Source organism: Paenibacillus hodogayensis (genome assembly GCF_039536325.1).
GTDB classification, from domain to species: domain Bacteria; phylum Bacillota; class Bacilli; order Paenibacillales; family NBRC-103111; genus Paenibacillus_AB; species Paenibacillus_AB hodogayensis.
The window spans coordinates 429822-455569 of sequence record NZ_BAAAYO010000002.1 but is presented as its reverse complement, the minus strand read 5'-3'; the positions used below and the strand labels follow the sequence as shown (position 1 = coordinate 455569).

The following is a 25748-nucleotide window of genomic DNA, read 5'->3' as shown; positions in this document are numbered from 1 at the left end:
ACGTGAAGGTCTCTTATCAATGGTTGTCGCAATACATCGATCTGAAAGGCTATACCGCCTCCGAGCTGGCGGAGAAGCTGACCCGCAGCGGGATTGAAGTGGACGTCGTGGAAAAACGCAACAAAGGCGTTACCCAGGTGGTCGTGGGCTTCGTTAAAGCGCGCGAGAAGCACCCCGATGCCGACAAGCTGAACGTCTGCACCGTCGATGCCGGTCAAGGCGAGGACCTGCAAATCGTATGCGGAGCGCCCAATGTGGCGGCCGGGCAGAAGGTGCCTGTAGCACTCGTCGGAGCGGAATTGCCCGGAGGGTTGAAAATCAAACGGGCCAAGCTGCGCGGCGTTGAATCGATGGGCATGATCTGTTCCGCCAAGGAGCTGGGCCTGAACGACAAGCTGCTGCCCAAGGAGCAGCAGGAAGGGATCCTCGTCCTTCCGGAGGACACGGCTGTGGGGGCTTCCATATTGGACGTGCTGGGCATCGACGACGAGGTGCTGGAGCTGGATTTGACGCCCAACCGTTCGGATTGCTTGAGTATGATCGGAACGGCCTACGAGATGGCCGCGATTCTCGGCCGCGATGTGCTGCTGCCGGAGGACGAGGTTGCCCTGCATCCATCGCAGACGAAAGCGGCCGATCATCTGAGCGTCACGATCAGCGCGCCCGGACAGTGCAGCATCTATGCGGCGAGACGCATCTCCGGCGTGAAGGTCGGTCCGTCCCCGTTATGGCTGCAAAATCGTCTGATGGCTGCGGGCGTTCGTCCGATCAACAATATCGTCGACGTTACCAATTTCGTTATGCTCGAATACGGACAGCCTTTGCATGCTTTTGATGCCGATCGGCTTGCGGGCGGACGAATCGACGTACGGCTCGCGGAAGAAGGCGAGAAGCTGGTGACGCTCGACGATGCGGAGCGGACGTTGGAGCCGCATATGCTGCTCATTACGGATGCGGAGAAGCCGATCGCGTTGGCCGGCGTGATGGGGGGGGCCAACTCGGAGGTCACAGCCGAGACGACGACGATCGTGCTCGAGTCGGCCAAGTTCGACGGGGGCACGGTGCGCAAAGCTTCGCGGCAGCTCGGTCTGCGTTCGGAAGCTTCGCTTCGCTTCGAGAAGGAAGTGAACGCCGATGCGGTCATTCCGGCTCTCGACCGCGCCGCATCGCTGATCGCCAAGCTGGCCGGAGGCGGCATTAACGAGGGGATCGTGGAGAGCGTAACGCAGAGAGCCGAGCCCGCCGTCATCGCGGTTACGACGGACAAGATCAACCGTTACCTGGGCACCGAGCTGTCTTCGCTGGAGATCAAGGTCATTTTGAGCCGATTGCATTTCCCTTACGAAGACAAGACAGGCGGCGAATGGCTCGTTCATGTGCCGCTCCGCCGGGGAGATATTACGCGCGATGTCGATCTGATCGAAGAAATCGCCCGGTTGTACGGCTACGACAATATTCCGGTAACCCCGATTCTCGGCGCGACGACGCCAGGCTCGCTGACCCGCGAGCAGTCTATCCGCCGCACGCTGCGCGGGCTGCTGACGGAATCCGGTCTGAACGAGGTCGTGACCTATTCGTTCACGCATCCGGACCAGATTGCCGGCTTCCGCGGCATGTATCCCGAGGCGAAGCCGATCGCGCTGTCGATGCCGATGAGCGAGGAGCGCAGCGTGCTGCGGACGAGTCTGGTGCCGCATTTGCTGGACACGGCTTTGTACAACCGCAACCGCAATCAGGACGATGTAGCTATCTTTGAAATAGGCAAAGTGTTTGTAACTTCGGAAGAACCGGTGACGGCGCTGCCTCAGGAAAAGCTGATGCTCGGCATCGTCTGGACCGGCAAAAGGACGTCCGAGCACTGGGCAGGCAAGCCGGAGAAGGTCGATTTCTACGATGTGAAGGGCATTTTCGAGAAAGTGACGAGCGTGCTGGGCGTAGCCGACGTCCGTTATTCGGCCGCGGGTCCGGAAGGGTTCCACCCCGGGCGTACCGCCGCCATCTCGTTAGGCGAAGGCGTCATCGGCCGTCTGGGCCAGCTGCATCCCGCTTTGCAGCAAGCGAAGGATCTTGAGGATACGTATGTGCTGGAGGTCGAGCTGGAGCCGTTGCTTGAGCAAGCCAGCTTCCGCATCGAATACAAGCCGCTGCCGAAATATCCGGCGAGCGGACGGGACATGGCGGTCGTGGTGGACACGGGCGTGCCGGTCGGCGATATTCGCCGTGTAGCCGAGGAGACCGCGGGCTCGCTGCTCGAATCGATTGAAGTCTTCGATATTTATACGGGCGAAAGGCTGGGCAGCGGCAAGAAGAGCGTCGCGTTCGCCCTCGTCTACCGTCATCCCGAGCGGACGCTGACGGACGAAGAGGTTGCGGGACTGCACGGAAAAGTCGTCGCCGCGCTTGAACAAACATTCGCCGCAGAGTTGCGCAAATAGAAGGAAAAAAGACCGGTCACATCGAATGTATTAGGCGATGGAGCCGGTCTTTTTGGTTATAAGAGCCCATGCTGCGAAATATGGACGAGATTCGACAGCAAACGTTTTTTTTCGTGGGAATACGCCGCCGGAGCCTTCCAAAGTTACGACATGTTCCGCGAGTCGGAATGGAAAGGAAGTGCTGATATGAGCAACGGAGATAAAATAAAAGTTACAGTCGACATATATGGCATGGAATACAAATTGATGGGTTCTTCCAGCGCGGGGTACACGAAGCAGGTGGCCGAGTACGTCAACGACCAGATGCTGCAGACGGCCAAGCTGTTCCCGAGGCTGGATACGCCGCGTTTGGCTGTGCTGGCGTCGGTCAATATGGCCGATGAGTTTTTCAAGATGAAGGATCAGATCAGCCAAGTGCAGCAGCAACTGCAGAGAGGGCGCGAGCTGGAAGTGCTCCAAGCCCAACTGGAGGAACGGCTGAAGCTGCTCCAGCAATCGGCGGAGGAGGAAATTGCCCGTCATCATGAGCGCGAGAGGATGCTGGAGGACGAGGCCGAGCGCACGCGCGAACAGCTGGGGCTAAGACAGCAGGAGCTGGAAGCGGAACGCAGCAGCCGGGAGGAGCAGGATGCCCGGCATACCGAGGAGCATAGCAAGCAGCGGGAAGCATATGAGCAGCTCGAGCAGGAGAAAAACCGCGAAGAAACGGAACGGAAGCGTCTGGAAGCGGCCAGAACGGCGCTCGAGCAGCAGCATAAGCAGCTGCAGCAGCAAAGCGCGCAGGTTAAGGAGAGCAATCGCCAGTTGGAAGCGGCCCACGCCCAACTGCGTAAGGTTCATGCCGAGCTGCAGGAGGCGAACGGCAAGCAGCAGGAAGCGCACAAGCTTCAGCTTGAGCAACAGCAGGCTTCGGCCAAGGCGTCCGTGGAAGAGGAGCGGCGCAAAGCCCAACAAGCATTGGAGGAAGAAAAGCGCAAAGCCCGGCAGGCGCTGGAGGAGGAGCAAAGCAACAGCGCCCGGATTCTGGAGGAGGAACGCAGCGAGAAGACGCGCTTGCTGGAAGAAGAACGGCTTTTGTGGCAGCGGTCGCTGGAGGAAAACCGGATCAAGGCCGAGCAGGCGTTGGAGGCCGTCGAGCTTTCCAAGGAACGCGCTCTGGAAGAAGAACGGCTGGAACGGGCGTTGCTGGAAGAGGACTACTCGCTTCGGGTGAAGAAGCTGGAAGAGGATAGCCATAAGCAGCTGCAAAGCATCGCTCGTCTGGAATCGCTGCTGCAGCAGTCCGAACAGCTGCGTATCGATACGGAAGCACAGCTGAAGGAAACGGAGCAGCGCCGGAGCGAGACGGAAGCGCAGCTGAAGGAAACGGAGCAGCGCCGGAGCGAGACGGAAGCGCAGCTGAAGGAAACGGAGCAGCGCCGCAGCGAGACGGAAGCGCAGCTGAAGGAAACGGAGCAGCGCCGGAGCGAGACGGAAGCGCAGCTGAGGGAAACAGAGCAGCGTCGCAGCGAGACGGAAGCGCAGCTGAGGGAAACAGAGCAGCGTCGCAGCGAGACGGAAGCGCAGCTGAAGGAAACGGAGCAGCGCCGGGGCGAGACGGAAGCGCAGTTGAAGGAAACGGAGCAGCGCCGGAGCGAGACGGAAGCGCAGCTGAAGGAAACGGAGCAGCGCCGGGGTGAGACGGAAGCGCAGCTGAAAGAAACGGAGCAGCGCCGGAGCGAGACGGAAGCGCAGCTGAAAGCGGTGGAGTTACAGCGCCTTGAAACGGCAACGCTTTTGGAAGAAATGGAGCAGCAGTGGACGCAGAGCGAGACCCAGCTGAAAGAAACGGAGCAGCGCCGCAACGAGTTGGAATCGCAATTGAAGGAAACGGAGCAGCGCCGAAGCGAGACGGAAGCGCAGCTGAAGGAAACAGAACAACGCCGCAGTGAGACGGAAGCGCGGCTAAAAGCGGTGGAGTTACAGCGCCTTGAAACGGCAACGCTTTTGGAAGAAATGGAGCAGCAGTGGACGCAGAGCGAGACGCAGCTGAAGGAAACGGAGCAGCGCCGCAACGAGTTGGAATCGCAATTGAAGGAAACGGAGCAACGTCGCAGCGAAACGGAAGCGCAGCTGAAAGAAACGGAGCAGCGTCGCAGCGAGACGGAAGCGCGGCTGAAGGAAACGGAGCAGCGTCGCAGCGAGACGGAAGCTCGGCTGAAGGAAACGGAGCAGCGCCGCAACGAGTTGGAATCGCAATTGAAGGAAACGGAGCAGCGTCGCAGCGAGACGGAAGCGCAGCTGAAGGAAACGGAGCAGCGCCGAAGCGAGACGGAATCGCAGTTGAAGGAAACCGAGCAGCGCCGCAACGAGCTGGAAGCTCTGTTAAAGGAGCTGGAGCGTCAGCGGATCGAAGCGGCTACACTGTTGGAAGAAATGGAACAACAGTGGACGGAGACGGAGGTTCGTTTGCAGCATAAGGAACGGCAGCACGGCGAAACAGAAGCGCAGCTCAAAGGCACGGAGCAGCGCTGCCTGGAGACGGAGACGCAACTGCGGGAGACGGAGCAGCAGTGCAGCAAAGCGGAGGCGCTGTTAAAGGAGACCGAACAACGCTGTGCTGACACGGAAGGTCGCTTGAGGGGAGCCGAGCAGCAATACAGAACGACCTCGGATATGTTGAAAGAAACGGAGCAGCAGTTGCTGGCAACCAAGACGCTTCTGGACGAGAAGACTCAGCAGTATGCCGAAGAGCTGGGAGCGGAACAGTCCAGGCGTCAAGAGGCTGAACGGCTGCATGCCGAACAGCTGAACAGACTGGAGCAAGCGTACCGCGATCTGGAAGATTCCAACCGCAAGCTGGCCGAAGCCGCAAGTGTGCAAGAAGAGAACTGCAATCGTCTGACCAAAGAAAACCAATTGTTGGACAAAAGCAACCGCCAGCTGGGAGAATCCAATGTCCAACTGATCGAGGAATTCCGCCAGCTTCAGGCGGCTCATACGCAGTTGGTCGAGGCGCACGCTCGGGTGCAATCGGGTCTTGAACTGAAACGGAAGCAATTGAAGGATCAAGAAGGCAAGCTGCGTCTGGAGATTGGCTCCCGCCAAGAGGCCCATAGACGAAAGATCGAGGAGCTGCGTACGAAGGCAAGGCAAACCATCGAAGCGGAACGCCGACAGGCGGAAGAAGTATTGGAAGCCGAGCGCCGACAGGCGGCAGAGGCGCTGGAACTGGAGAAACGCCAAGCGGCAGAAGCGTTGGAAGCGGAACGGCGCCAAGGGGTAGAGGCACTCGCGTCCGAACGCGACCGTCTGGAGAAACTGGTGCAAGAGGCGTCCGAAGAAGCAGAGCGCAAGTCGGAGCATTCGATCGAAGCCGAGCGCCGACAGGCAGCAGAAGCGCTGGAGCTGGAGAGACGTCAAGCGGCAGAAGCATTGGAGGCAGAGCGTCGCCAAGCGGCAGAGGCACTCGCGGCTGAACGCGCCTATCTGGAGAAGCTGGTGCGAGAGGCGTCCGAAGAAGCAGAGCGCAAGTCGGAGCAGTTGATCGAAGCCGAACGCCGACAGGCGGCAGAAGCGCTGGAGCTGGAGAAACGCCAAGCGGCAGAAGCGTTGGAGGCAGAGCGTCGCCGAGCGGCAGAGGCTCTAGCGACCGAGCGTGCCCGTCTGGAGAAGCAGCTGCAAGAGGCGTCCCGGGAAGCGGCCTACAAGTCGGAGCAGTCTATCCAAGCCGAGCGCCGACAGGCAGTAGAAGCGCTGGAGTCGGAAAAGCGTATATCCGCAGAGGCGTTGGAAACGGAGCGTCGCCGAGCGGCAGAAGCGATCGCGACCGAGCGCGCCCGTCTGGAGAAGCTTGTGCAAGAGGCTTCCCAAGAGGCGGAGCGCAAATCGGAGCAGTCGATCGAATCGGAGCGGCGTCATGCCTTAGAAGCATTAGAGTCGGAAAAGCGCCGCGCTGCGGAGCGGACTGAAGAGGAGCGGCGTCAAGCGGCAGAAGCACTCGATGCCGAGCGTGCCCGTTTGGAGCAACTGCTGCAGAAAGCCTCTGAAGAAGCGGCTCGCAAATCGGAGCAGTCGATCGAAGCGGAGCGCAGCCGTGCGGACCGGCTTGTTCGGGAAGCCAGGCTGGAGGCGGAACGTACCGTTACCGCCAAGCAAGCCGAAATCGCCTTGCTGCAAGGCAGGCTGGAGGCCGCCGTCTCCGCCGAAGCGGCGCTAGGGCAGGAAAATGATCGTTTAGCCGAGCTGGAAAAAGCTCTGGAGGCGGAGCGCGAATCTTTTGCCGCCGAGCGCGCCGATCTGATCGAAACGTTCGATAGGGAGCGGAACTCGCTTCGGCACGAGCTGGAGGAGATGCAGAACGAGCAGCGCGATCAAGCCGAGCTCCAGACGAACTACCGCAAGCTCCAGCAAGAATACGCCAAGCTTCAGACCGAGTTCAACGAATGGATTCAACTGGTTGAGGATAAGTAAGCGGCCGGACAACGAATATGGATCATCGGAACATACTGGATATCGTCGCCGCCGTCCTGGTGGTAGCCGCTCTGGCGATCGGGTACCACCGGGGTTTTATCTCGCAGCTGGTTTCTCTCATTGGGCTGGTCGCCGCTCTGGCGGCCGCCTACTGGTTTTATGACGATGTCGCTCCACTGGTCGCCGCCCTGCTGCCGCTGGATAAGTTCGCAGCATACGACCGTTATGCACCTTGGCTGGAAGGGCTGAAAATCGACGTGTACGCGTACAACGCCGTGGCGTTCGCGCTTATCTTTTTTCTGGCCAAGATCGGCTTATCGCTAGCCGGGCGGGTGCTGCACCTGATCGCCCAAGCTCCTGGCCTGAAATTCGTCAACAAGTGGAGCGGAGCTCTCTTGTCGCTTGTGGAAGCCGTGGTGCTGTTCGCGATTGCCGTCCACGTCATGAGCGTAATCCCTTCCGACCCGCTCCAGCAAACGATGCGAAGCTCCATTGCAGCCGGATATGTGATCGAGCAGACGCCCCAATTGACGCTTAGGCTGCGCGAGTGGTGGGACGAGGGGCATCGGTAAAAGCCGGATGGTTCATAGCTTTGCCAATAAAACCGTTTCTCTTCCAGAGAACGGTTTTTTGGCATGGAGCTCCCCCTATGTAAATAAAACCAGCCTGTCTGAACTTTAAAGCGATTTCTTCAGAAGCGGTCAGAACGGATCGGACAACAGCCGGTTCATTGCCTACCGAATAAGGTCCCCTCTCGCCCCCCGATTCATGCTCCGCGACCTGATGGGGTGTCCGTTCGCAACACCGTGCATTCGGTCCAAACCGTTCGGGCGCAACGGTTTCGCAGTTTGTCCCCCGAATGCAAAAGCCAGATGGCGAAGATTCTGTTTGTCCCATTGCTTCATTAAAGCGATTCATGATTAATGCGACTTCTTATTAATGCGGATATTCGTTAATGCGGTTTACCTTCACCGCTTTTGTGTAATAAAATTTCATTAAATATACTAAAATAAGAAAAAAAATTTAATGACAATCAGGTGCAAAATAAGTAAAATAGTTTTTGTCGCAGTTTTTATAGCTATGAATTGGCGACCGTGTCAGGAGTGGGGGGGATGAAGTGCAGGAGCCCATATTAGAGGTGAAAACGCTTAAAACGTCATTTAAGTCTAAAAATAGAGCCACTACGGTTGTAGACGGCATTGATTTTCAGATCGGCCCCAATGAAGTGGTGGCTTTGGTCGGGGAGTCCGGCTGCGGCAAAAGCATGACGTCTTTGTCGATTATGCAGCTGCTGCCCCGCTCCGGAGAAATATCCGGTGGCGAAATCCGCTTTCGCGGAAAAAACCTGCTAAATCTGAGCAAAAAGGAAATGGCCGACGTTCGCGGACGGAAAATTTCGATGATTTTCCAAGAGCCGATGACCTCGCTGAATCCGGTACTGACGATCGGTCTGCAAATGACCGAAGCGATCGTCCGTCACCTGGGAGTCGGCAAGGAGCAGGCCACTCAGACCGCGGACGAATGGCTGCGCCGGGTAGGCTTTCCGGAGCCGACGCGCACGCGCAGGCAATTCCCGCATCAGCTTTCGGGCGGTATGCGGCAAAGAGTAATGCTCGCCATGGCAATGGTCTGTAAGCCCGATCTGCTGATCGCCGACGAGCCGACGACCGCCCTTGACGTTACGATTCAAGCGCAGGTGCTCGACCTGATGCGCGATCTGTTGAAGGAAACCGGCATGTCGGTCTTGTTCATTACGCATGATCTGGGCGTTGTGGCGGAAATGGCGAATCGCGTCATCGTCATGTATGCCGGTCAAATCGTGGAAACCGCCGACGTCCGAACCTTGTTCACCCAATCGGCCCATCCGTATACGAAGGGACTGCTTCAGTCGACGCCGCGCATGAAGGGCAGCATCGAGAAGCTGGTGCCGATTCCCGGCGCCGTTCCGCCGGCCGGTTCCATCCTGCCGGGCTGCCGTTTCGCGGATCGGTGTCCGCTTGCTACCGAGCAATGCCGTGAGCGTCCGCCCGAGCTGCGGGAGATCAGCCCCGGTCACAGCGTCCGCTGCATCCTCGCCTGAGGAAGTTTTGAGCAAAGGAGGGATTGCGACTTGAACGAGCCGCTACTCGAAATCAAAGGCCTTAAAAAATATTTCCCTATCGGAAGAAACGCAAAGGGCGGCTCCGTCAAAGCGGTGGACGACGTCAACCTGACTTTGTACGAGGGCGAAACGCTAGGCATCGTTGGCGAATCCGGCTGCGGCAAATCGACGGTCGGCCGTCTGGTGCTGCGGCTGCTCGATCCGACTGCCGGGGATATCCGCTTCGGCGGCGTCTCGATCGGCCATCTGAGCCAGAGACAGCTTCGTCCGCTGCGCAAGGATATGCAATGCGTGTTCCAGGACCCGTACGCTTCGCTTAACCCGCGCATGTCGGTAGGCAGCGCGATTGCCGAGCCGCTCGTCATCCAGGGCGGCAGAAGCCGCAAGGAAGCGATGAAGGAAGCCGAATCGCTGTTGGAAACGGTAGGCTTGAGCGCTCAGGCGGCGCAGCTGTACCCGCACGAATTTTCCGGCGGACAGCGTCAACGTATCGCTATCGCCCGCGCCATCTCGCTCGATCCGAAAATGATCGTAGCCGATGAAGCCGTATCGGCGCTCGACGTCTCCATCCAGGCGCAAATCGTCAACCTGCTTGGCAGTTTGCAAAAGCGTACCCGGGTATCCTATTTATTCGTTTCGCATAACTTGAGCATCGTTCGGAACATCTCCGACAGGGTTGCGGTCATGTATCTGGGCCGGATCGTGGAGATGGGGAGCCGAGACAGCCTGTTCGCAGAGCCGCTCCATCCGTACACGCAGGCGCTGTTGTCCTCCGTGCCCGAGCCGGACGTGGACAGTAAACGGGAACGAATTGTGCTCAAGGGCGAAGTGCCCAACGCCGCCAATCCGCCTGCAGGCTGTCCGTTCCATCCCCGCTGCCCGTACGCCACCGAGCGCTGCGCGGTCGAGCGGCCCGAATTCAGAGAAGTGAAGCCGGGGCATTTCGCCTCGTGTCATTTCGCATAAATCGAACGAGTTTTATCCAGAGAGGGGATTACGAATAATGAAATTCATGCCTTATCGCAAATTCGCAACGATGGCGCTTGTCGCCACTATGGGAGCCTCCGTGCTGCTGGCCGGGTGCTCTTCCGGTTCGGGCAGCAGTGCAGATCCGGCAGGTACGTCGCCCAATACGAATACGTCTCAGAAAGAGAAGGTAGACGGTGGGGAAATTACGACCGCCTATCTCGGTGATCCGCAAGGCTTTATTCGTTTCTGGGCGACGACGACGACTTCCGCCGAACTGATCGAGCTCGTTACCAGCAGCTTGTACCGGTTTGACGAGAAGCAGGATATCGTTCCGGACCTGGCCGTCGGCCAGCCCGTCTTCTCCGACGACAAGCTGACCATGACGATCAAAATCCGCAACGACGCCAAATTCACCGACGGTCAACCGGTAACGGCCGACGACGTCGTGTTTACGTACAATATTCCGATCAACGCCGACTACACGGGCCCGCGCAAAGGCACGTTCGAGAAAATGCAAAAGATCGAGAAGGTTGACGATACGACCGTTAAAATCACGTTCAAGGAACCGCATGCCGGCTATATCGACATGATGGTTTACAACATCCTGCCGCAGCATCTGCTCAAGGACGTGCCGGTGAAGGAGATGGACAAATCCCCGTATTTTAAAAATCCGGTCGGCTCCGGCCCTTACAAGCTGGCCGAATGGAAGCAAGGCCAATACTTGAGCTTCGTGCGCAATGAGAACTATTACGGCGGCAAGCCGGCCATTGAGAAAATTACGGCCAAAATCGTACCGGACGCCAACGCGATGATGGCGCAGCTGCAAACGGGCGAGATCAACGTCATCGCCGTGCCTGCCGATAACTTGGCGGCAATCGAGCAATTCGCCAAAACGAACGGCAAGATCAAGCTGCAAAAAGGCATCGTCGCAGGGCAATATTTGTTCGTCGGCTGGAATTTGACCAACCCGCTGTTCCAAGATAAAAAAGTGCGTCAAGCGCTGACCATGGCGATCGACCGCAAAGGAATCGTGGAAAGCGTCGTGGAAGGCCAAGGCCAGGTCGTGAACAGCCAGACGAGTCCTTCCTACTGGACGTATACGGACAATGTGCCGAAATTCGAATTCAACGTGGAAAAAGCGAAGCAGTTGTTGGCGGAAGCCGGCTGGAAAGATACGAACGGCGACGGCATTCTGGACAAGGACGGCAAAAACTTCGAGTTCGAAATGCAAGTCAACCAAGGCAACAAGGTTCGCGAAAAAGGCGTCACCGTCGTTCAGCAGCAGTTGAAAAAGGTTGGCATTAATGTAACGCCGCGCGTAGTCGAATCCTCGGCGTTCACGAAAAACTTCCAGGGCAAAAACTTCGAATCGATCTACTACGGCTGGGCCATCTCCGGAGACCCTAACCCGAAAGGGATCTGGCATTCGTCGGAAATCGCCAAAGGGCTCAATACAGTATCTTACAGCAATCCGGAAGTGGACAAGCTGATCGACGAAGACTTGAATACGTTCGACAAAGCGAAGCGCAAAGAAATTTTGAACAAGGTGGACGCGCTGATCGCCGAAGACCAGCCTTACACGTTCCTGTACTCGCCGACGGTCACGATGGCGTATCCGAGCAATCTCGAAGGCTTCAGCCCGAACCGCGACAGTTTGAAGGACGTAGCGAAATGGTATTTCACGAAATAATGAATTTGGAACGAAAGGGGTGACTTCCGGTGGCTCTGTACGCGCTGCGGCGTCTGTTGAACGCTATTCCCATATTGATCGGGATCACGATCATCTCGTTTGCGATCATCCACATGGCGCCCGGGAGCCCGATATCCGCGTTCATCGAGGATCCGACCATCAAAGCGGTAGACAAAGAAAATATGATCAAAGCCTACGGGCTGGACAAGCCGCTTTACGAGCAATATTGGGATTGGGTCAGCGGAATGGCGCAGGGAGACCTCGGAACCTCCTTTTTGAAAAGCGAGCCGGTTACGAAGCTGATCAAGGACCGTCTGCCTACGACGCTGCTGCTGACGGTGAGCAGCTTCGTGCTGGCGCTGATTATCGCGATACCGCTCGGAATCGCCTGCGCGCTTAGGGCCCATTCGCGGCTCGACCAGATTGTGACGGCCATCTCGAACGTCGGCATCTCCATTCCCGGGTTCTGGCTCGGGCTCGTGCTGATGATGCTGTTCGCGGTTAAGCTCGGCTGGCTCCCCTCGGGGGGCTTGCAGACGATCAACGCTCCATTCAGCCTGATCGACCGAATCAAGCATTTGATTTTGCCGATCGGCACGATGGCGGCGGCCGAGGTGGCCATCTGGACGCGCTACATCCGCTCCAGCATGCTGGAGGTCATTCATCAGGACTATATGCGTACGGCCAAAGCCAAAGGTCTTAGAGGCGGCCGGGTTATTACGGTGCATGGCTTGCGCAACGCGCTGATGCCGATCGTGACCTTGCTCGGCCTGATGCTTCCTTCGTTTTTCGGCGGTGCGGTTATTATCGAGTCAATATTCAGCATCCCCGGGATCGGCCGTCTGTTTCTCGAAGCGGCCTTCCAACGGGATTATCCGATTATTTTCGCCATCACGACGGTCGGCGCTTTCCTGACCGTATTGGGCAGCATCCTGGCCGATATTTCGTATGCGGCTTTGGACCCCAGGGTTAGCATTGACGGGAAAGGGGTGAAGGTGTAACCGATGAGTGCGACTGCCGCTACTACAAACGCCGGCGCGCTGCCGGCCTCCCCTTCGCGCAATCGCGCTTGGGGGCGGTTCAAGCAGAACAAGCTTGCCGTTGCGAGCCTGTTCATCATGATTGCCCTGATCCTGCTGGCCTTATTCGCCCCTTGGGTGGCCACTCACGACCCGGCCGAGCAAGATTTGCTCAACCGGTTGAAGGCGCCGAGCGCCGAGCATTTGTTCGGCACGGACGACCTCGGCCGCGATCTGTTCAGCCGGGTGCTTTACGGCGCGAGGGTTTCGCTGTCCGTCGGCATATTCTCCGTCGTCTTCAATGTGATCATCGGCGTTACCGTCGGGGCCATTGCCGGCTATTACGGCGGCAAGACGGACAGCATCCTGATGCGTTTCGTCGACGTCATGCTGGCGTTCCCGCAGTTTTTCCTGCTCATTACCGTCGTGACGCTGCTCAAGCCGAACTTGTTCAACATCATCGTCGTATTCGTTCTGTTCGGCTGGATGGGCAAGGCGAGGCTGCTGCGAGGCCAAGTGTTGTCGCTGAAAAACCGCGAATTTGTCGATGCCGCTCGAACGATGGGCATGTCCGACTTCCGGATTATTTTCGTGCACATTCTGCCCAACGCGCTCGCTCCGGTCATCGTATCGGCGACGCTGCAGATGGGGTCGATGATCTTGACGGAATCCAGCCTGAGCTTCCTCGGCCTGGGCATTCAGCCGCCCGACGCAAGCTGGGGCAACCTGCTGCAAAGCGCCCAAAGCTTGACCATTATGATGAAGGCGCCGTGGTATCCGATTATTCCGGGCTTTATGATCTTCATTACGATCATGTGCTTCAATTTTATCGGCGACGGGCTGCGCAGCGCTCTCGATTCAAGGTAAATAGGCAAAAACGCTTTGGTCTCCCCGCAAGGGATTCCAAAGCGTTTTTTTGTCGGGCCATAGGGAGAAGTTATTACTCGACGATCAGCTTGGCCGTCATTTTGGCATGACCGGCGCCGCAAGGAATGCTGCAAATGATATCGTACGTTCCCGCTTTATCGAAGGTAATGTCCTTCGAGGCGTTCGTGCCGATCGAGACGTTGAGCTTGTCGATCTTCACGCCATGGGCGCCGTCTTTGCTATCGAGCGTAACCTTGAGCGTATCGCCTTTCTTGACCTTATATTCCGCCTGATCGAATTTCCAGTTGGTGGCGGTAATTTTCAGCTCTCCGCTTGCCGCGGCTGTGGGCGTGGAAGGAGCTTCTGGCGCAGGGCTCGTTTCTTTTTTGGCACAAGCGGCCAAAGCGAGCACGACGACGAGAGCGAGCAAATATACGATCGTTTTTTTCATAACGAAACCCTCCGTATGGGATGATTTGGGGAATGCAACATATTTATTATAGCGGATCGGCTGCTGGGAATGGGTGACAGACTGGTGAAGGCTTCGTGAACTTACGGAATTCCGGACGCAAGAAAAACGGCCTGCCGCAAGGGACAGACCGTTTTTCCCGTAAATTCGATTCGCTGCAATTACCGGGCTTCTTCCTTGTTGCGTCCCGCGTCGAACGGGGTGCTGATCGGAATGAACAGGTCGATAATCCCGATGACGAGAGCGGCCAATATCGCCCCGACGACCGTAACCGATACGCCGCCGACGATAAATTGCGCCAGCCAGATGACGGCCGCGCTGGCCAAAAAACCGACGATGCCGCGTCCGAACGGGGTGACCCGCTTGCCGAATATTCCTTCCACGATCCAGCCAAGTACGGCGATGACCAGAGCAAGGAACAAAGCGCTCCAGAATCCGCCGACCGCGAAATTAGGCACGATCCAGCCAACAAACATCAAAACGATGGCTGCTACAATAAAACGGACCACATGGCCAAGAAAACGCATAGTCGCTGCCTCCTTTGGATTGTTCGCGCACGTTGCGGCTGCAAAGTCCGCGATGCCTCGCAATCGTTATTTTTTCCCCGGAGGCGAGCAGTATGTCGACCAATTTTATACAGGGAGACAAGCAGGACAATATTCGTATAACCGTTCGTTCGATAGCTAAAGCGGCAGGCATCGGATATAATATAGACAATCAACCTGGTTTTTGCGGACGGAAGGAGTTTGACTGGTCTTGAATCCGAAAGTGCTGGTAACGCTCGAATATCATAAAATGCGCCAGCGTCTGGCCGAATATGCGTCCACCTCGCTGGGCAAGGCGAGAGCCGAAGCGCTTGCGCCGAGCCCGGATTTCGAAGAAGTAAAGCGGCTGCTGGCGGCGACGGACGAAGCGTTCAAGGTCGATCGGCTGAAGGGGGGCGCCCCGTTCGGAGGGATTCGCGACGTGCGGATGCCTTTGAACCGGGCGCGCATCGGCAGTACGCTCGGGGCTTCCGAGCTGCTCGACATCGCCAATACGATCGGCGGGGGCCGCAAGCTGAAGCGGTTTTTGCTGGCTCTGCACGAGAACGAGCCGATTCCGCTGCTGACCGAGGCCGCCGAGCCGGTGAGCGAAAACCGCGTCGTCGAGGAGAAGATCAAGTCCTGTATCGACGACGTGGCGGACATTGTCGATAGCGCAAGTTCGGAGCTGGCGCGGGTGCGGCACGAGCTGCGGACGAACGAATCGCGGGCGCGCGACAAGCTGGAGCAGATGATCCGCACGCCTTCCATTCAGAAGATGCTGCAGGACTCGCTCATTACGATTCGCGGCGACCGGTATGTCATACCGGTGAAGCAGGAGTACCGCGGACATTTCGGCGGGATGGTCCACGATCAGTCGGCGTCGGGGGCTACGCTGTTTATCGAGCCGGAAGCCGTGGTTACGCTGAACAACAAGCTGCGGGAGCTGAAGTTTGCCGAAGAGCGGGAGATCGAGAAAATTTTGATTATGCTGTCCGGCTACGTAGCGGAAGCGACGGACGAATTAAGCGTATCGGTCGAGGCGCTTGGCGAGCTCGACTTTATTTTTGCCAGAGCGAGCCTCGCCCGCGTGCTGAAGGCGACGCTGCCGATCATGAACGACCGCGGCTTCCTGAAGCTGAAAAAAGGGCGTCATCCGCTGCTGAGTCCCGAGGCGGTCGTTCCTTTGGACGTGGAGCTGGGCAACCAGTTCTCCACGATCATCGTAACCGGCCCCAATACCGGCGGCAAAACGGTGTCGCTGAAGACGATCGGACTGCTCAGCCTGATGGCGATGTCCGGCTTGTTCATTCCCGCCGAGGAAGGCAGCCAGCTGTGCGTGTTTGACGCCATCTACGCGGATATCGGCGACGAGCAGAGCATCGAGCAAAACTTGAGTACCTTTTCCAGCCATCTAACCAATATTATTTCCATTCTGAAAGGAATGACTCCGAAAAGCTTGGTGCTGCTCGACGAGCTGGGAGCGGGCACCGACCCGTCCGAAGGCTCGGCGCTGGCTATCGCCATGCTGGAGTATATTCACCGGATCGGCTGCCGAGTCGTGGCGACGACCCACTATAGCGAGCTGAAGGCATATGCGTTCGAGCGCAAAGGCGTCATTAACGCAAGCATGGAATTCAACGTACAGACGCTCAGCCCGACATACCGGCTGCTCGTCGGCGTTCCCGGCCGAAGCAATGCGTTCGCGATCGCCGAGCGGCTCGGCTTGCCGCGCCCCATCTTGGAGATGGCCCGCGGCCATGTGGACGAGGACGACAAGCGCGTCGAGACGATGATCGCCTCGCTGGAGACGAACCGGGCCGCTGCGGAGGCCGAGCGGTTGAATGCGGAGCGCCTGCGCGTCGAGGCCGAAGGGCTGCGCGCGCAGTTGGAGGATGAGCGCGAGAAGTTCCGCGAGCAGCGCGACAAGCTGCTGCTCAAGGCCGAACAGGACGCCCGGTCTGCCGTGGCAAATGCGCGGCACGAAGCGGACGAAGTCATCCGCGAGCTGCGGCGAATGGCGCTGGAGGAGCGCGGAGCGGTCAAGGAGCATAAGCTGATCGAGGCCAAGAGGCGCCTCGATACGGCTGCTCCGGAGCTGCGGGACAAGCGAGATGCCGCCCGAACGGCGAAGAAAGGTGCAGCGTCGATCGAGGTCGGCGACGAGGTGCGCGTCGTCTCGCTCGGGCAGAAAGGCCATGTCGTGGACCTGTCCGGCGCTTCCGAAGCGACGGTTCAGCTCGGCATCATGAAGATGAAGGTCAACAAATCCGATCTGGAGCTGATCAAGTCCGCTCCGGAGGTTAAGCAGGTGCAACAGCCGACGGCCAGCGTCAAGCGCAGCCGGGACGACAACGTGCGTACAGAGCTCGATCTGCGCGGAAGCAATCTGGAGGAAGCGATCATCGAAACCGACCGTTTTCTCGATGAAAGCTTTCTGAACGGCTTCGGCCAAGTTTATGTCATTCACGGCAAAGGGACGGGCGTGCTGCGCGCCGGCTTGCAGGACTATTTCCGCCGCCACAAGCATATCAAGAGCTACCGGCTCGGCAATTACGGCGAGGGTGGCGCCGGCGTGACCGTAGTGGAACTGAAGTAGGGAAAAACGCATAGTACCGACGGAAAGGTCCGGCAGCTTCGGCTGCGCGGGCCTCTTTGCCTTTAAAAAGAGTTTACTAATTTTCACTTTGTAAAATGATAAGGATGATATCGGGGGCTGTACGTTCCGCTAAGTCGGCCATCGTAGCATATTTGCTTAAACAGAACCTAAACGGCAGCAGCAAAAAATTTAGCTGGTTTTCATCCATTTGTTTAGCTTCTGTTTAAATTGGTCTACTAGAATTGTAAGTGAGGGGGCAAGAGACGCAAAGGAAACTTCGCCAATGGGAGTCGTAGTCCGTCAAGGTATTCTAATGGTTGCTGTCAGCGGAACAGCAATCATTATCTAATAAATATCCGTATATTAGGAATTAACAGTTGGAATCTTAAGAAAACAAGAGTAAATGAAAGAAAATACTAATTTATAGTGGGAGTGTTGATGATGTCAATCAATAGGGACATGCTGCAAGGATCTTTGGATTCTGCCCTTCGAGTTCGTCCCCGCGTTCGATGGGGTGTTCTCGGCTATTTCCTCTACATTGCAGTCTTCTACGGTATCTTCGTGCTCAACGGCGTCGACTACCCGCGAATAGGCGAGAGTGAGCAGACCCTTCTGCTCTGGTACGTAGCACCAACGTTCGGCGGTGCTGTGTTGGCCTTCACAATAGTCACGATCTACGGATGGTGGCGCCCCAGCCTAGTTGAAAAGCGGAGTCTTTCTCGATGGGCGATGACTCTCCCGATCATCATGACAGTCATCGCGATCGTGAACATGCTGATCGCCGATTTCACCCGTGTCACGCCCCTCATGTGGCTGTATCTTTTCGTCGGCAGCATCCTGGTCGGCTTCAATGAGGAGATAATCCACCGAGGTCAATTGATAGTCGCTCTGCGCAGCCGATTCGGTGAAACCGGGGTCTGGCTGCTATCAACAGCGATGTTCGCAGTATTCCACCTGCCGGGCATGTTCCTGGGCCTCGGGGCGGGTGTCCTGTTCCAGGTAATGATGGCTTGCGGCCTTGGTTCGATCTTCTACCTTGCCCGGCGCTCTACCGGATCGCTCGTGGCCTCCATGATCCTGCACGGACTCTGGGACTTGAGCATCTTCTCGCATGGCACGTCGTCGTTTCCTATCGCTGGTATACTAGCTCCGCTGTTGGCGATCGCTGCAGTGATCACGGTTCCGATCATCCTCCGCCGTGAAAAGCGACGCGATAGCGCCCATAGCGTGTCACGACGAGTCAGCTGAATCATCCGTGCGGTCGTCATGATCATCGTTGGTGCATAGGTCATGATGACATTGGCCCATTGGCTTTTGATCAATCATAGTAGAAATCAACATCCCGCCCTTAAGATCAGAGGCGGGATGTTTGGCATCCGCAGTTAAATTTATGCGACGGCGTTTTTGACTGCTTGAAGACAGCATCTAGAATGTGTAAAACGACCGTGTAGCTGAAGCCGTACAGAAACGCGTCGCGCAGCTTGATAACGGTTGTCTCGGTCAACTGGGCTTTCCCTTTTCGAAAACTCTAAGCGTTTGGTAGAACAAGGGAAAAAATCGTTTGCACTAGCCAACTATCGTTATGGTACGATGGATATAACGACACTAAGGGTGGAGTCAGCAGATGGATTCGTTATTGACGTTGTACATTACGCTTGTTTGCGTATCGGGTGTATTCAACGTGTTTCTCAGCGTTTACGCATTCTCCAAGAGAAGCGAAATTCCGGGAGCGGGCATCTTCATCCTATACACGGCAGCGCTATCGATTTACTGCTTCGGTTATGCATTCGGGCTCGCCAGTACCACGTTAACGGAAGTCAAGATATGGACGACGGTGGAGTATATCGGCATGCCGTTCTCCGCGGCGCTTGGTTTGATGCTTGTGTTGAATTACCTCGGCAGAAACGTATCGCCGAAGACGGCTGCGGCGATGTTCATCATTCCGTCGATCACCCTTGCTATGGTGGCGACCAACGACTATCATCATCTGTTCTACAAGGCGATGTACTTGCGGGAAGGGATGCCGGCTTCGCTGGTGAAGCTGGAGATCGGGGAATGGTACATCGTTCATGGCATCTATACGTTCAGCTGTCTGCTGGCTGCCGTCGTGCTGTTAATCGGCCGTTGGAGGCAGACGAGCAAGACGTACCGGCTGCAGCTGGTAACCCTGATCTGTGGACAATTCGTTCCGATGACCGCGGCTTTTCTCTATTTGTTGGGAGCGGCGCCGGGCGGGCTCGATCCCGTGCCGATCGTCATGTGCATCACCTCCGCCCTATACATTTGGGCAATGGTGTCCGCTCGCATGCTGACTGTCGTACCGATCGCCAAAGAAACGATTTTCGAAAGCATGGGGGAAGGGGTTATCGTGCTTGACCCTGCGGAACGGTTGATCGAATTCAACCGGGCTGCCGCAATCATGATTCCTTCGCTACGGCATTCCCGGATTGGCAGCACGCTGGATGAGGTGTGGGTCAGTCTGACCGGATCTCCGTTTCCCGTCGCCCGTCATCCCGACGGCATGCAGGGGGAATTGGCGTGGATGGCCGGAGGAGAGGAGCGCTGCTACCAGGTTCGCGTCTCCGTCGTCCGGCACCGCAATGGCGGTCTGGCGGGCAGCCTGCTTCTACTGATCGATGTAACGGAGCTTAAGCGGCTGCAGCGTCATCTGGAGCATATGGCCTTCTATGACGGGCTCACTCAGATATACAATCGCACGCAGTTCATCCACCGAAGCCGGGAGATGCTGAAGGAATCCCTCGCCGAAGGACAGCCGTTCTCCGTCGTGCTGTTCGATATCGATCATTTCAAGCGGGTTAACGACAGCTTCGGTCACGAGACCGGCGATCGGCTTATCGTTCACGTCGTCTCTCTGTGCAAACCGATGCTCTCTGCGGATATGCTGTTCGGCCGGTATGGCGGCGAGGAATTCGTGCTCGCCCTTCCGTCCTTTTCGTGGCCGGAGGCTGCCGAGCTGGCCGAGCGCTTGCGCGCGGCGCTGGAAGCCGAGCCGCTGGTGACGGCAAGCGGTCCGATCGCCGTCACCTCCAGCTTCGGAGCGGCGCAGGCCGAACAAACCGGCGATACGTTGGAATCGCTCCTGCGGGCCGCCGACGAAGCTTTGTATGTGTCCAAGCGCGGCGGCCGCAACAGGGTCAGCGTGCACCAGCCTGCAAAGTCCAAGGACAGCTAACGCACTTAAGGGCGGCGTGCCGTCAAGCCTGCGCTGGTTCGCCCATGACGGTTTGGAAGCTGTCGCCGATTTAGGCACTCCCAATAAGACGAATAAGGAAGCGGATTTCCATCTTCATGTATAGGTGTAACGGCTCGGGTATGGTAAAATGGAGGCGGAGGTGAAGAGTTGAGCAAATTTTTTCTGTTTGCCCTGATCTGGTGGCTGGTGGGAAATCCGTTCTTGGCTCTTCTGGTGATGCTCGTGCTGCTTTATATGCTGGACCGCCGCTTTATCGGACTGTCGCCCAGCTTGGTGAAGCCGTTCCGCCGCAATCGGAAGCTTTCGCGGCTGAAGCGGGAGCTAGCTTTGTCTCCCCATCATGCCGGGAACAAGCTGGAGGCGGCCCGTCTCTATATCGAGAAACAAAAGTACGCAGAAGCGCTCGACCTGCTCGAGCAAGTTCGCCCCATCTACGATTCCGCCGACGTCGTTTACGAAATCGGCTTATGCCGGTTAAAGCTGGGCGAGCTGGAGGAAGGCCGCAGGCTGATCGAGGAAAGTCTGGACATGAATCCGCGCGTCAAGTACGGGGAGCCTTATTTGCGATTGGGGGAAGCGTTCGCCTCGATTAGCCCCGAGGAAGCGATCGGCTATCTGGAGCGGTTCCGGCAAGCGAATTCCTCGTCTTGCGAGGGCTGCTACAAGCTTGGCCGCATCTATGAACGACTCGGAAACCGGGCGGAGGCGAAGCGAGCTTACGCCGATGCTCTACAGCTCTATCGCGGCTTGCCCCGCTATAAGAGACGTGTCGAACGGCGCTGGGCGATCTTGTCGAAATGGCGGCAGCTTTTTTGAAAAAAGCGAATCCCGTTTTGAAACTTCTTGGTTCGGTCTGCGTATGAAATGGATGTGAACACAACAAAGCGTTGGTTATCCAATTGGAAGTTATGAACGAACCCAATACCGAGGAGGAACCTGACAATGGGAATTTTCAAAAGACTTCGCGACCTGACTGTGGCTTCGATCAACGATCTGCTTGACAAAGCCGAAGATCCGGTTAAAATGCTGAACCAGTTTTTGCGCGATATGGAAGAGGACATTCTGGAAGCCGAAAGCGCGGTAGCGAAGCAAATCGCTATTGAGAAAAAATTCAAGCAGCAAACGGAAGAAGCCGAGGATATGGTCAACCGCCGCGGCGAGCAAGCGATGAAGGCGCTGGAGCAAGGCAACGAGGAATTGGCCCGCAAGGCGCTGCAGGATAAGAAAGAGCAGCAAACCCGTTACGACGAATACAAGCGTCAATACGACATCGCCAAGGCAAACGCCGACCAGCTTCGCGGTCAGCTGAGCGAGATGAAAGACGAGTTCGGCAAGATGAAGAACAAGAAGGACTTGCTGATCGCCCGCGCCGAGTCGGCGAAAGCGCAAAAGCAAATCAACCAGGCGATGAGCGGCTTCGGTACGGACAATGCGACCAAAGGCTTCGACCGCATGACGGAAAAAGTGCTGCAAATGGAAGCCGAAGCGGAAGCGAGCAAGGATATTCGCAGCTCGAACCGTACGCTCGACGACGAACTGGCCCAACTGGACAAAAACGGCGGCGGCGTGGAAGACGAGCTCGCGGTGATGAAAGCCCAATTGGCTGCCAAAAAACAGCGCGTTTTGGACTAATCAGGAAACAAAGAGACGGCGGAATTGGAACAGAAGCGGGATCGGCCCGAACCGGGCCGATCTTCGCCATGTTCGGCGGTCTCTTTCAGCCATTTTCCCGTAAAGGAGGCTGAATCAGATGAATGAAGAGGTGGATGTACTGTTGTCGAACCCTTATTTGGAAACGCTCGCTTTTTTCTCGATCGCCATCTTGGCGCTTATTGTTTTTTTGGCGATATTCGAGTTTGTCACCCGCTACAACGATTGGGCGGAAATCAAGAAAGGCAACATCTCCGTGGCGATGGCTATAGGCGGTAAAATATTCGGTATCTGCAACATTTTCCGTTTCTCTATCTTGAACAACGATACCATTTTGCATTCGATCTTGTGGGCGAGCTTTGGTTTCGTGCTGCTGCTGGTGGCTTATTTTATTTTCGAATTTTTGACCCCGGTATTCAAAATCGACGAAGAAATTCAGAAGGACAACAAGGCTGTCGGGCTGCTGTCCATGGTGTTGTCCGTATCGATTTCATACGTGGTCGGAGCGAGCGTGACCTGATATGAAATATTTATGGGGAACGCTGCTGATCGTCGCGCTTGCGTTTCTGGCTGTGGGCGTTTATTATTTCGTTAATAACGCTTGAACGGAGGAATGGTCATGAGCGACAAGGAATCGGCCACGGTTTGTCCGTGGTGCCAGACGGAAATTGTATGGGACGAGGAGATCGGGCCCGAGGACTCCTGCCCGCACTGCTTTAATGAATTGAACGATTACCGCAGCCTGCGCGTTCATCTGGAAGGCGACGAGCTGGAGCTAACCGAGGACGGCGACGAACTAACGGAGCTGAACAGCTACGGGCTGGCGATCAAGAAAAGGCTGGAGCAGCAAGAGGACAGCATGGAATGCGCCCGCTGCCAGGAAGAAATGGTGCTGGCCGGGAACGTTCTGGTCGAGGACGAGCGCTTCACGCCGTTCATTCCAAACGGACCGGCTCCCGCTTTTATTAAACCGCCGTTCCGCCTGCATATGTTTGTATGTCCTTCCTGCTTCCAGGTTCATCACTCCTTGTCCGACGAAGATCGGATGCGGCTGGTCAGCGAATGGTCGCGCCCGCATAACGAGGAAGGCTGAGTATTTGCGTGCTTGGCAAATTCCAATGGTTTTGTTTCACCCCTGAGGCTTGTTTTACGGCTTCGGGGGTTTTTGGCATTTTTCGCGGGAAGTGGGGAACGTTAAGAAGGCTTGCGACTTTACAACCATTGGAGTTTGCGGCATGAACCGTATCTCGGTGGCAAATTCAGCATACAGGTGAGGGACATGCAGCAGGACAAACAACGTTTCGGGAATGCGGCTGTCCGCGGAGCGCGAACGGGCTTCGGAGGCCTCTCTGCGCGGGAATCGGCTGAAGGCGAAGGCGATCGACGTACCGGAGGCGGTCACCCTGCCCGCTTCGATGCGCAGACGTGGCTTCTGTTGTTGGTCAACGGCCTGTTCGCCGCAGCCAATGCGTTATCCGGAACATTCGTGAACGTGTATTTATGGAAAGCAAAAAATGATTTCGCCCTGATCGGCTGGTTCGCCTTCGCCCATCAGGTGACGATGGGGCTGACGTTCTGGCTCGCCGGGAAATGGGTGAAGGAGCACAACAAAATGGTCAGCCTGCGGCTGGGGGTAGCCGTCGCCGCATTGTTCTACATGCTCGTGCTGCTGCTTCAGCAGCAGGCGGTCTATTACGTATGGCTGCTAGGCATCGTGCAGGGCATTTCGTCCGGGCTATTCTGGTTATCGTTTAATGTGGTTTATTTCGAAGTAACGTCGGCGGATAACCGTGACCGGTTCAACGGCTGGTCCGGCTTGCTCGGCTCGGGGGCAGGCATGATCGCCCCGTGGATCTCCGGCTGGCTGATTACCCGGATGCCGGATACGAGCGGGTACCGGCTCATCTTCGCCATCTCGCTCGGCATTTTTGTCGGCGGAGTCATCGTGAGCTTTTTTCTGCGCAAGCGGAAAGTGTCGGGCCGGTACGAATGGACGCATGGCTACCGGATGCTGCTGAAGGCAGGCAGCCCGTGGAGGCCGGTTTTCCTGGCGTTGATGGCCCAGGGCGTGCGGGAAGGCGTATTCGGCTTCTTAATCGGGTTAATGGTTTATATCGCTACTCAAAGCGAGCTGCGGATCGGCACCTTTTCCTTCGTCAGCTCGGCGGTTGCGCTCGTCAGTTTTTATGCGGCCGGCAAGTGGTTGAAGCCGGCTTACCGAAGCTGGGGCATGCTCGTCGGCGTTGCCGCGATGATCGTCGTGATCGTGCCCTTTTTCTGGAGCGTCAGCTACCCCACTCTGCTGCTGTTCGGCATTGGGACGGCATTGTTCATCCCATTGTTCATCGTGCCGATGACCTCTTCGGTATTCGATCTGATCGGCCGGGACCGTGAGAGCGCGGAGCATCGCGTGGAGTATGTCGTGCTGCGCGAGCTGGGTCTGAACGTCGGTCGGATGGTCGGCACGATCGTATTTATCGCGGTCGTCACCCGTACGACCGCTCCCGCCGCGATTAGCTGGCTGCTGCTCGGAATCGGCAGTTCCCCTTTGCTCGCTTGGGCGTTTATGCGCCGCAGACTTAACCCGGTCGCTGTCCAATCGGATAAAATCCGATAACGTTACCATGAATTTATGGTATAATGGACGTACATCAAGGCAAAGGGGTACGTGAGCGAAATGAGCAAAAAGATGGTGCAGAGCGTCACCGAGCTGATCGGAGACACTCCGGCGGTACGAATAAACCGGCTGGTCGGAGAAAACGATGCCGAAGTTTACGTCAAGCTGGAATACTTCAATCCGAGCCGCAGCGTCAAGGACCGGGCGGCATTCAATTTGATCGAACAGGCGGAGAAGGACGGCCGGCTGCTTCCGGGCGCGACCATTATCGAACCGACAAGCGGCAATACCGGTATCGGGCTGGCGATGAACGCGGCGGCCAAGGGCTATCGTGCCATCCTGATCATGCCGGACAACATGTCCAAGGAACGGATCAATATTTTGAAGGCATACGGGGCCGAAGTCGTGCTGACTCCCGCCGCTCAGCGGATGCCAGGAGCAATCGCCAAGGCGGTCGAGCTTCAAGCGCAAATCCCGGGCAGCTTTATTCCTCAGCAGTTCGAAAATCCGGCCAACCCGGATATCCATCGGGTCACGACGGCGCTTGAGATCCTCGAGCAGACGGAAGGCCGGCTCGACGCTTTTGTTGCATCGTCCGGAACGGGCGGGACGATTACCGGAACCGGCGAAGCGCTGCGCGAGCATCTTCCGGACCTGCGCATTTACGTCGTCGAGCCGAAGGGCTCGCCGGTGCTGTCCGGCGGACAACCGGGCCCGCATAAGCTGGTCGGAACAAGCCCTGGCTTCATTCCGAAGATTCTCAATACGGACATCTACGACGAGATCGTCCAGGTGGCCGACGAGGATGCGATTCGCACGACTCAGGAGTTGGCCGCCCGCGAGGGCATTCTGGTCGGGCCTTCGGCTGGTGCTACGGTATGGACGGCGCTGCAGGTCGCCAAGAAGTTGGGCAAAGGCAAGCGCGTACTGTGCATCGCCCCGGATACGGGCGAACGGTATTTGAGCATGAACATATTCGGCTAGTACAAAGTCAGATCTTAACCCGATTCCTGAAGGGCCCAAACCTTTGCAACGCAAAAGGTCGTACCTTTCCGAATGTGCAGAATTGGTTCTGGCTTTGTACAAACCCTGAAGCTTGATCTCGGAAACCGGTTCTTCGTGAGCCGGTTTTTTTAATGCTT

Annotated in this window: 19 protein-coding genes; 17 read left to right on the top strand and 2 right to left on the bottom strand. The window is 57.0% G+C overall.

Annotated elements, in window-relative coordinates; translation table 11 throughout:
- Positions 1-2 precede the first annotated feature (2 nt).
- The 8 genes from pheT to opp4C all read left to right on the top strand — a co-directional run bounded on the left by pheT (position 3) and on the right by opp4C (position 13533).
- On the top strand, positions 3-2435 hold the full coding sequence (gene pheT, locus ABD796_RS07475) for a phenylalanine--tRNA ligase subunit beta (protein ID WP_344905307.1): 2433 nt from the start codon (positions 3-5) through the stop codon (positions 2433-2435).
- Positions 2436-2621: 186 nt separating this feature from the next.
- A complete protein-coding gene (locus tag ABD796_RS07470) occupies positions 2622-6887 on the top strand; it encodes a hypothetical protein (protein WP_344905305.1) in 4266 nt (1421 codons plus the stop codon).
- A 17-nt stretch (positions 6888-6904) separates the two neighbouring features.
- Positions 6905-7459, top strand: coding sequence for a CvpA family protein (locus ABD796_RS07465; protein ID WP_344905302.1), 555 nt, complete (start codon positions 6905-6907; stop codon positions 7457-7459).
- A gap of 545 nt (positions 7460-8004) precedes the next feature.
- Positions 8005-8967, top strand: a complete 963-nt coding sequence (locus tag ABD796_RS07460) for an ABC transporter ATP-binding protein (protein ID WP_344905300.1) — start codon at positions 8005-8007, stop codon at positions 8965-8967.
- Positions 8968-8997: 30 nt separating this feature from the next.
- A complete protein-coding gene (locus ABD796_RS07455) occupies positions 8998-9954 on the top strand; it encodes an ABC transporter ATP-binding protein (protein ID WP_344905297.1) in 957 nt (318 codons plus the stop codon).
- Between the two features lie 37 nt (positions 9955-9991).
- Entirely contained in the window at positions 9992-11647 is a 1656-nt protein-coding gene (locus tag ABD796_RS07450; RefSeq protein WP_344905294.1) for a peptide-binding protein, read from the top strand.
- A 29-nt stretch (positions 11648-11676) separates the two neighbouring features.
- Complete coding sequence (locus ABD796_RS07445; RefSeq protein ID WP_344905292.1) at positions 11677-12648, top strand: ABC transporter permease; 972 nt, start codon at positions 11677-11679, stop codon at positions 12646-12648.
- Between the two features lie 3 nt (positions 12649-12651).
- Positions 12652-13533, top strand: a complete 882-nt coding sequence (gene opp4C, locus ABD796_RS07440; protein ID WP_344905289.1) for an oligopeptide ABC transporter permease — start codon at positions 12652-12654, stop codon at positions 13531-13533.
- A 73-nt stretch (positions 13534-13606) separates the two neighbouring features.
- On the opposite strand, the gene ABD796_RS07435 is transcribed toward opp4C, so the two are convergent.
- Positions 13607-13984: a cupredoxin domain-containing protein gene (locus ABD796_RS07435; RefSeq protein ID WP_344905286.1), complete on the bottom strand. Its 378-nt coding sequence runs from the start codon at positions 13982-13984 to the stop codon at positions 13607-13609.
- Between the two features lie 179 nt (positions 13985-14163).
- Positions 14164-14529 (bottom strand): phage holin family protein, encoded by a 366-nt coding sequence (locus tag ABD796_RS07430; RefSeq protein WP_344905284.1) that lies wholly within the window; start codon positions 14527-14529, stop codon positions 14164-14166.
- 229 nt (positions 14530-14758) lie between these two features.
- Here ABD796_RS07430 and ABD796_RS07425 point away from each other — a divergent pair, with 229 nt between their 5' ends.
- The 9 genes from ABD796_RS07425 (at position 14759) to cysK (ending at position 25590) form a co-directional block, all read left to right on the top strand.
- Positions 14759-17125, top strand: a complete 2367-nt coding sequence (locus ABD796_RS07425) for an endonuclease MutS2 (protein WP_344905281.1) — start codon at positions 14759-14761, stop codon at positions 17123-17125.
- A gap of 438 nt (positions 17126-17563) precedes the next feature.
- Positions 17564-18373 (top strand): CPBP family intramembrane glutamic endopeptidase, encoded by an 810-nt coding sequence (locus ABD796_RS07420; protein WP_344905279.1) that lies wholly within the window; start codon positions 17564-17566, stop codon positions 18371-18373.
- Positions 18374-18749: 376 nt separating this feature from the next.
- Positions 18750-20318, top strand: coding sequence for a histidine kinase N-terminal 7TM domain-containing diguanylate cyclase (locus ABD796_RS07415; protein WP_344905277.1), 1569 nt, complete (start codon positions 18750-18752; stop codon positions 20316-20318).
- 168 nt (positions 20319-20486) lie between these two features.
- Entirely contained in the window at positions 20487-21155 is a 669-nt protein-coding gene (locus ABD796_RS07410; RefSeq protein ID WP_344905274.1) for a tetratricopeptide repeat protein, read from the top strand.
- A gap of 126 nt (positions 21156-21281) precedes the next feature.
- Positions 21282-21971 (top strand): PspA/IM30 family protein, encoded by a 690-nt coding sequence (locus ABD796_RS07405; RefSeq protein WP_344905272.1) that lies wholly within the window; start codon positions 21282-21284, stop codon positions 21969-21971.
- A 118-nt stretch (positions 21972-22089) separates the two neighbouring features.
- Positions 22090-22509, top strand: coding sequence for a DUF350 domain-containing protein (locus ABD796_RS07400; RefSeq protein ID WP_344905269.1), 420 nt, complete (start codon positions 22090-22092; stop codon positions 22507-22509).
- A gap of 99 nt (positions 22510-22608) precedes the next feature.
- Positions 22609-23082, top strand: a complete 474-nt coding sequence (locus ABD796_RS07395) for a hypothetical protein (RefSeq protein ID WP_344905267.1) — start codon at positions 22609-22611, stop codon at positions 23080-23082.
- Between the two features lie 186 nt (positions 23083-23268).
- Positions 23269-24606: an MFS transporter gene (locus ABD796_RS07390; protein ID WP_344905264.1), complete on the top strand. Its 1338-nt coding sequence runs from the start codon at positions 23269-23271 to the stop codon at positions 24604-24606.
- Positions 24607-24666: 60 nt separating this feature from the next.
- Positions 24667-25590, top strand: a complete 924-nt coding sequence (cysK, locus tag ABD796_RS07385; RefSeq protein ID WP_344905261.1) for a cysteine synthase A — start codon at positions 24667-24669, stop codon at positions 25588-25590.
- Positions 25591-25748 lie beyond the last annotated feature (158 nt).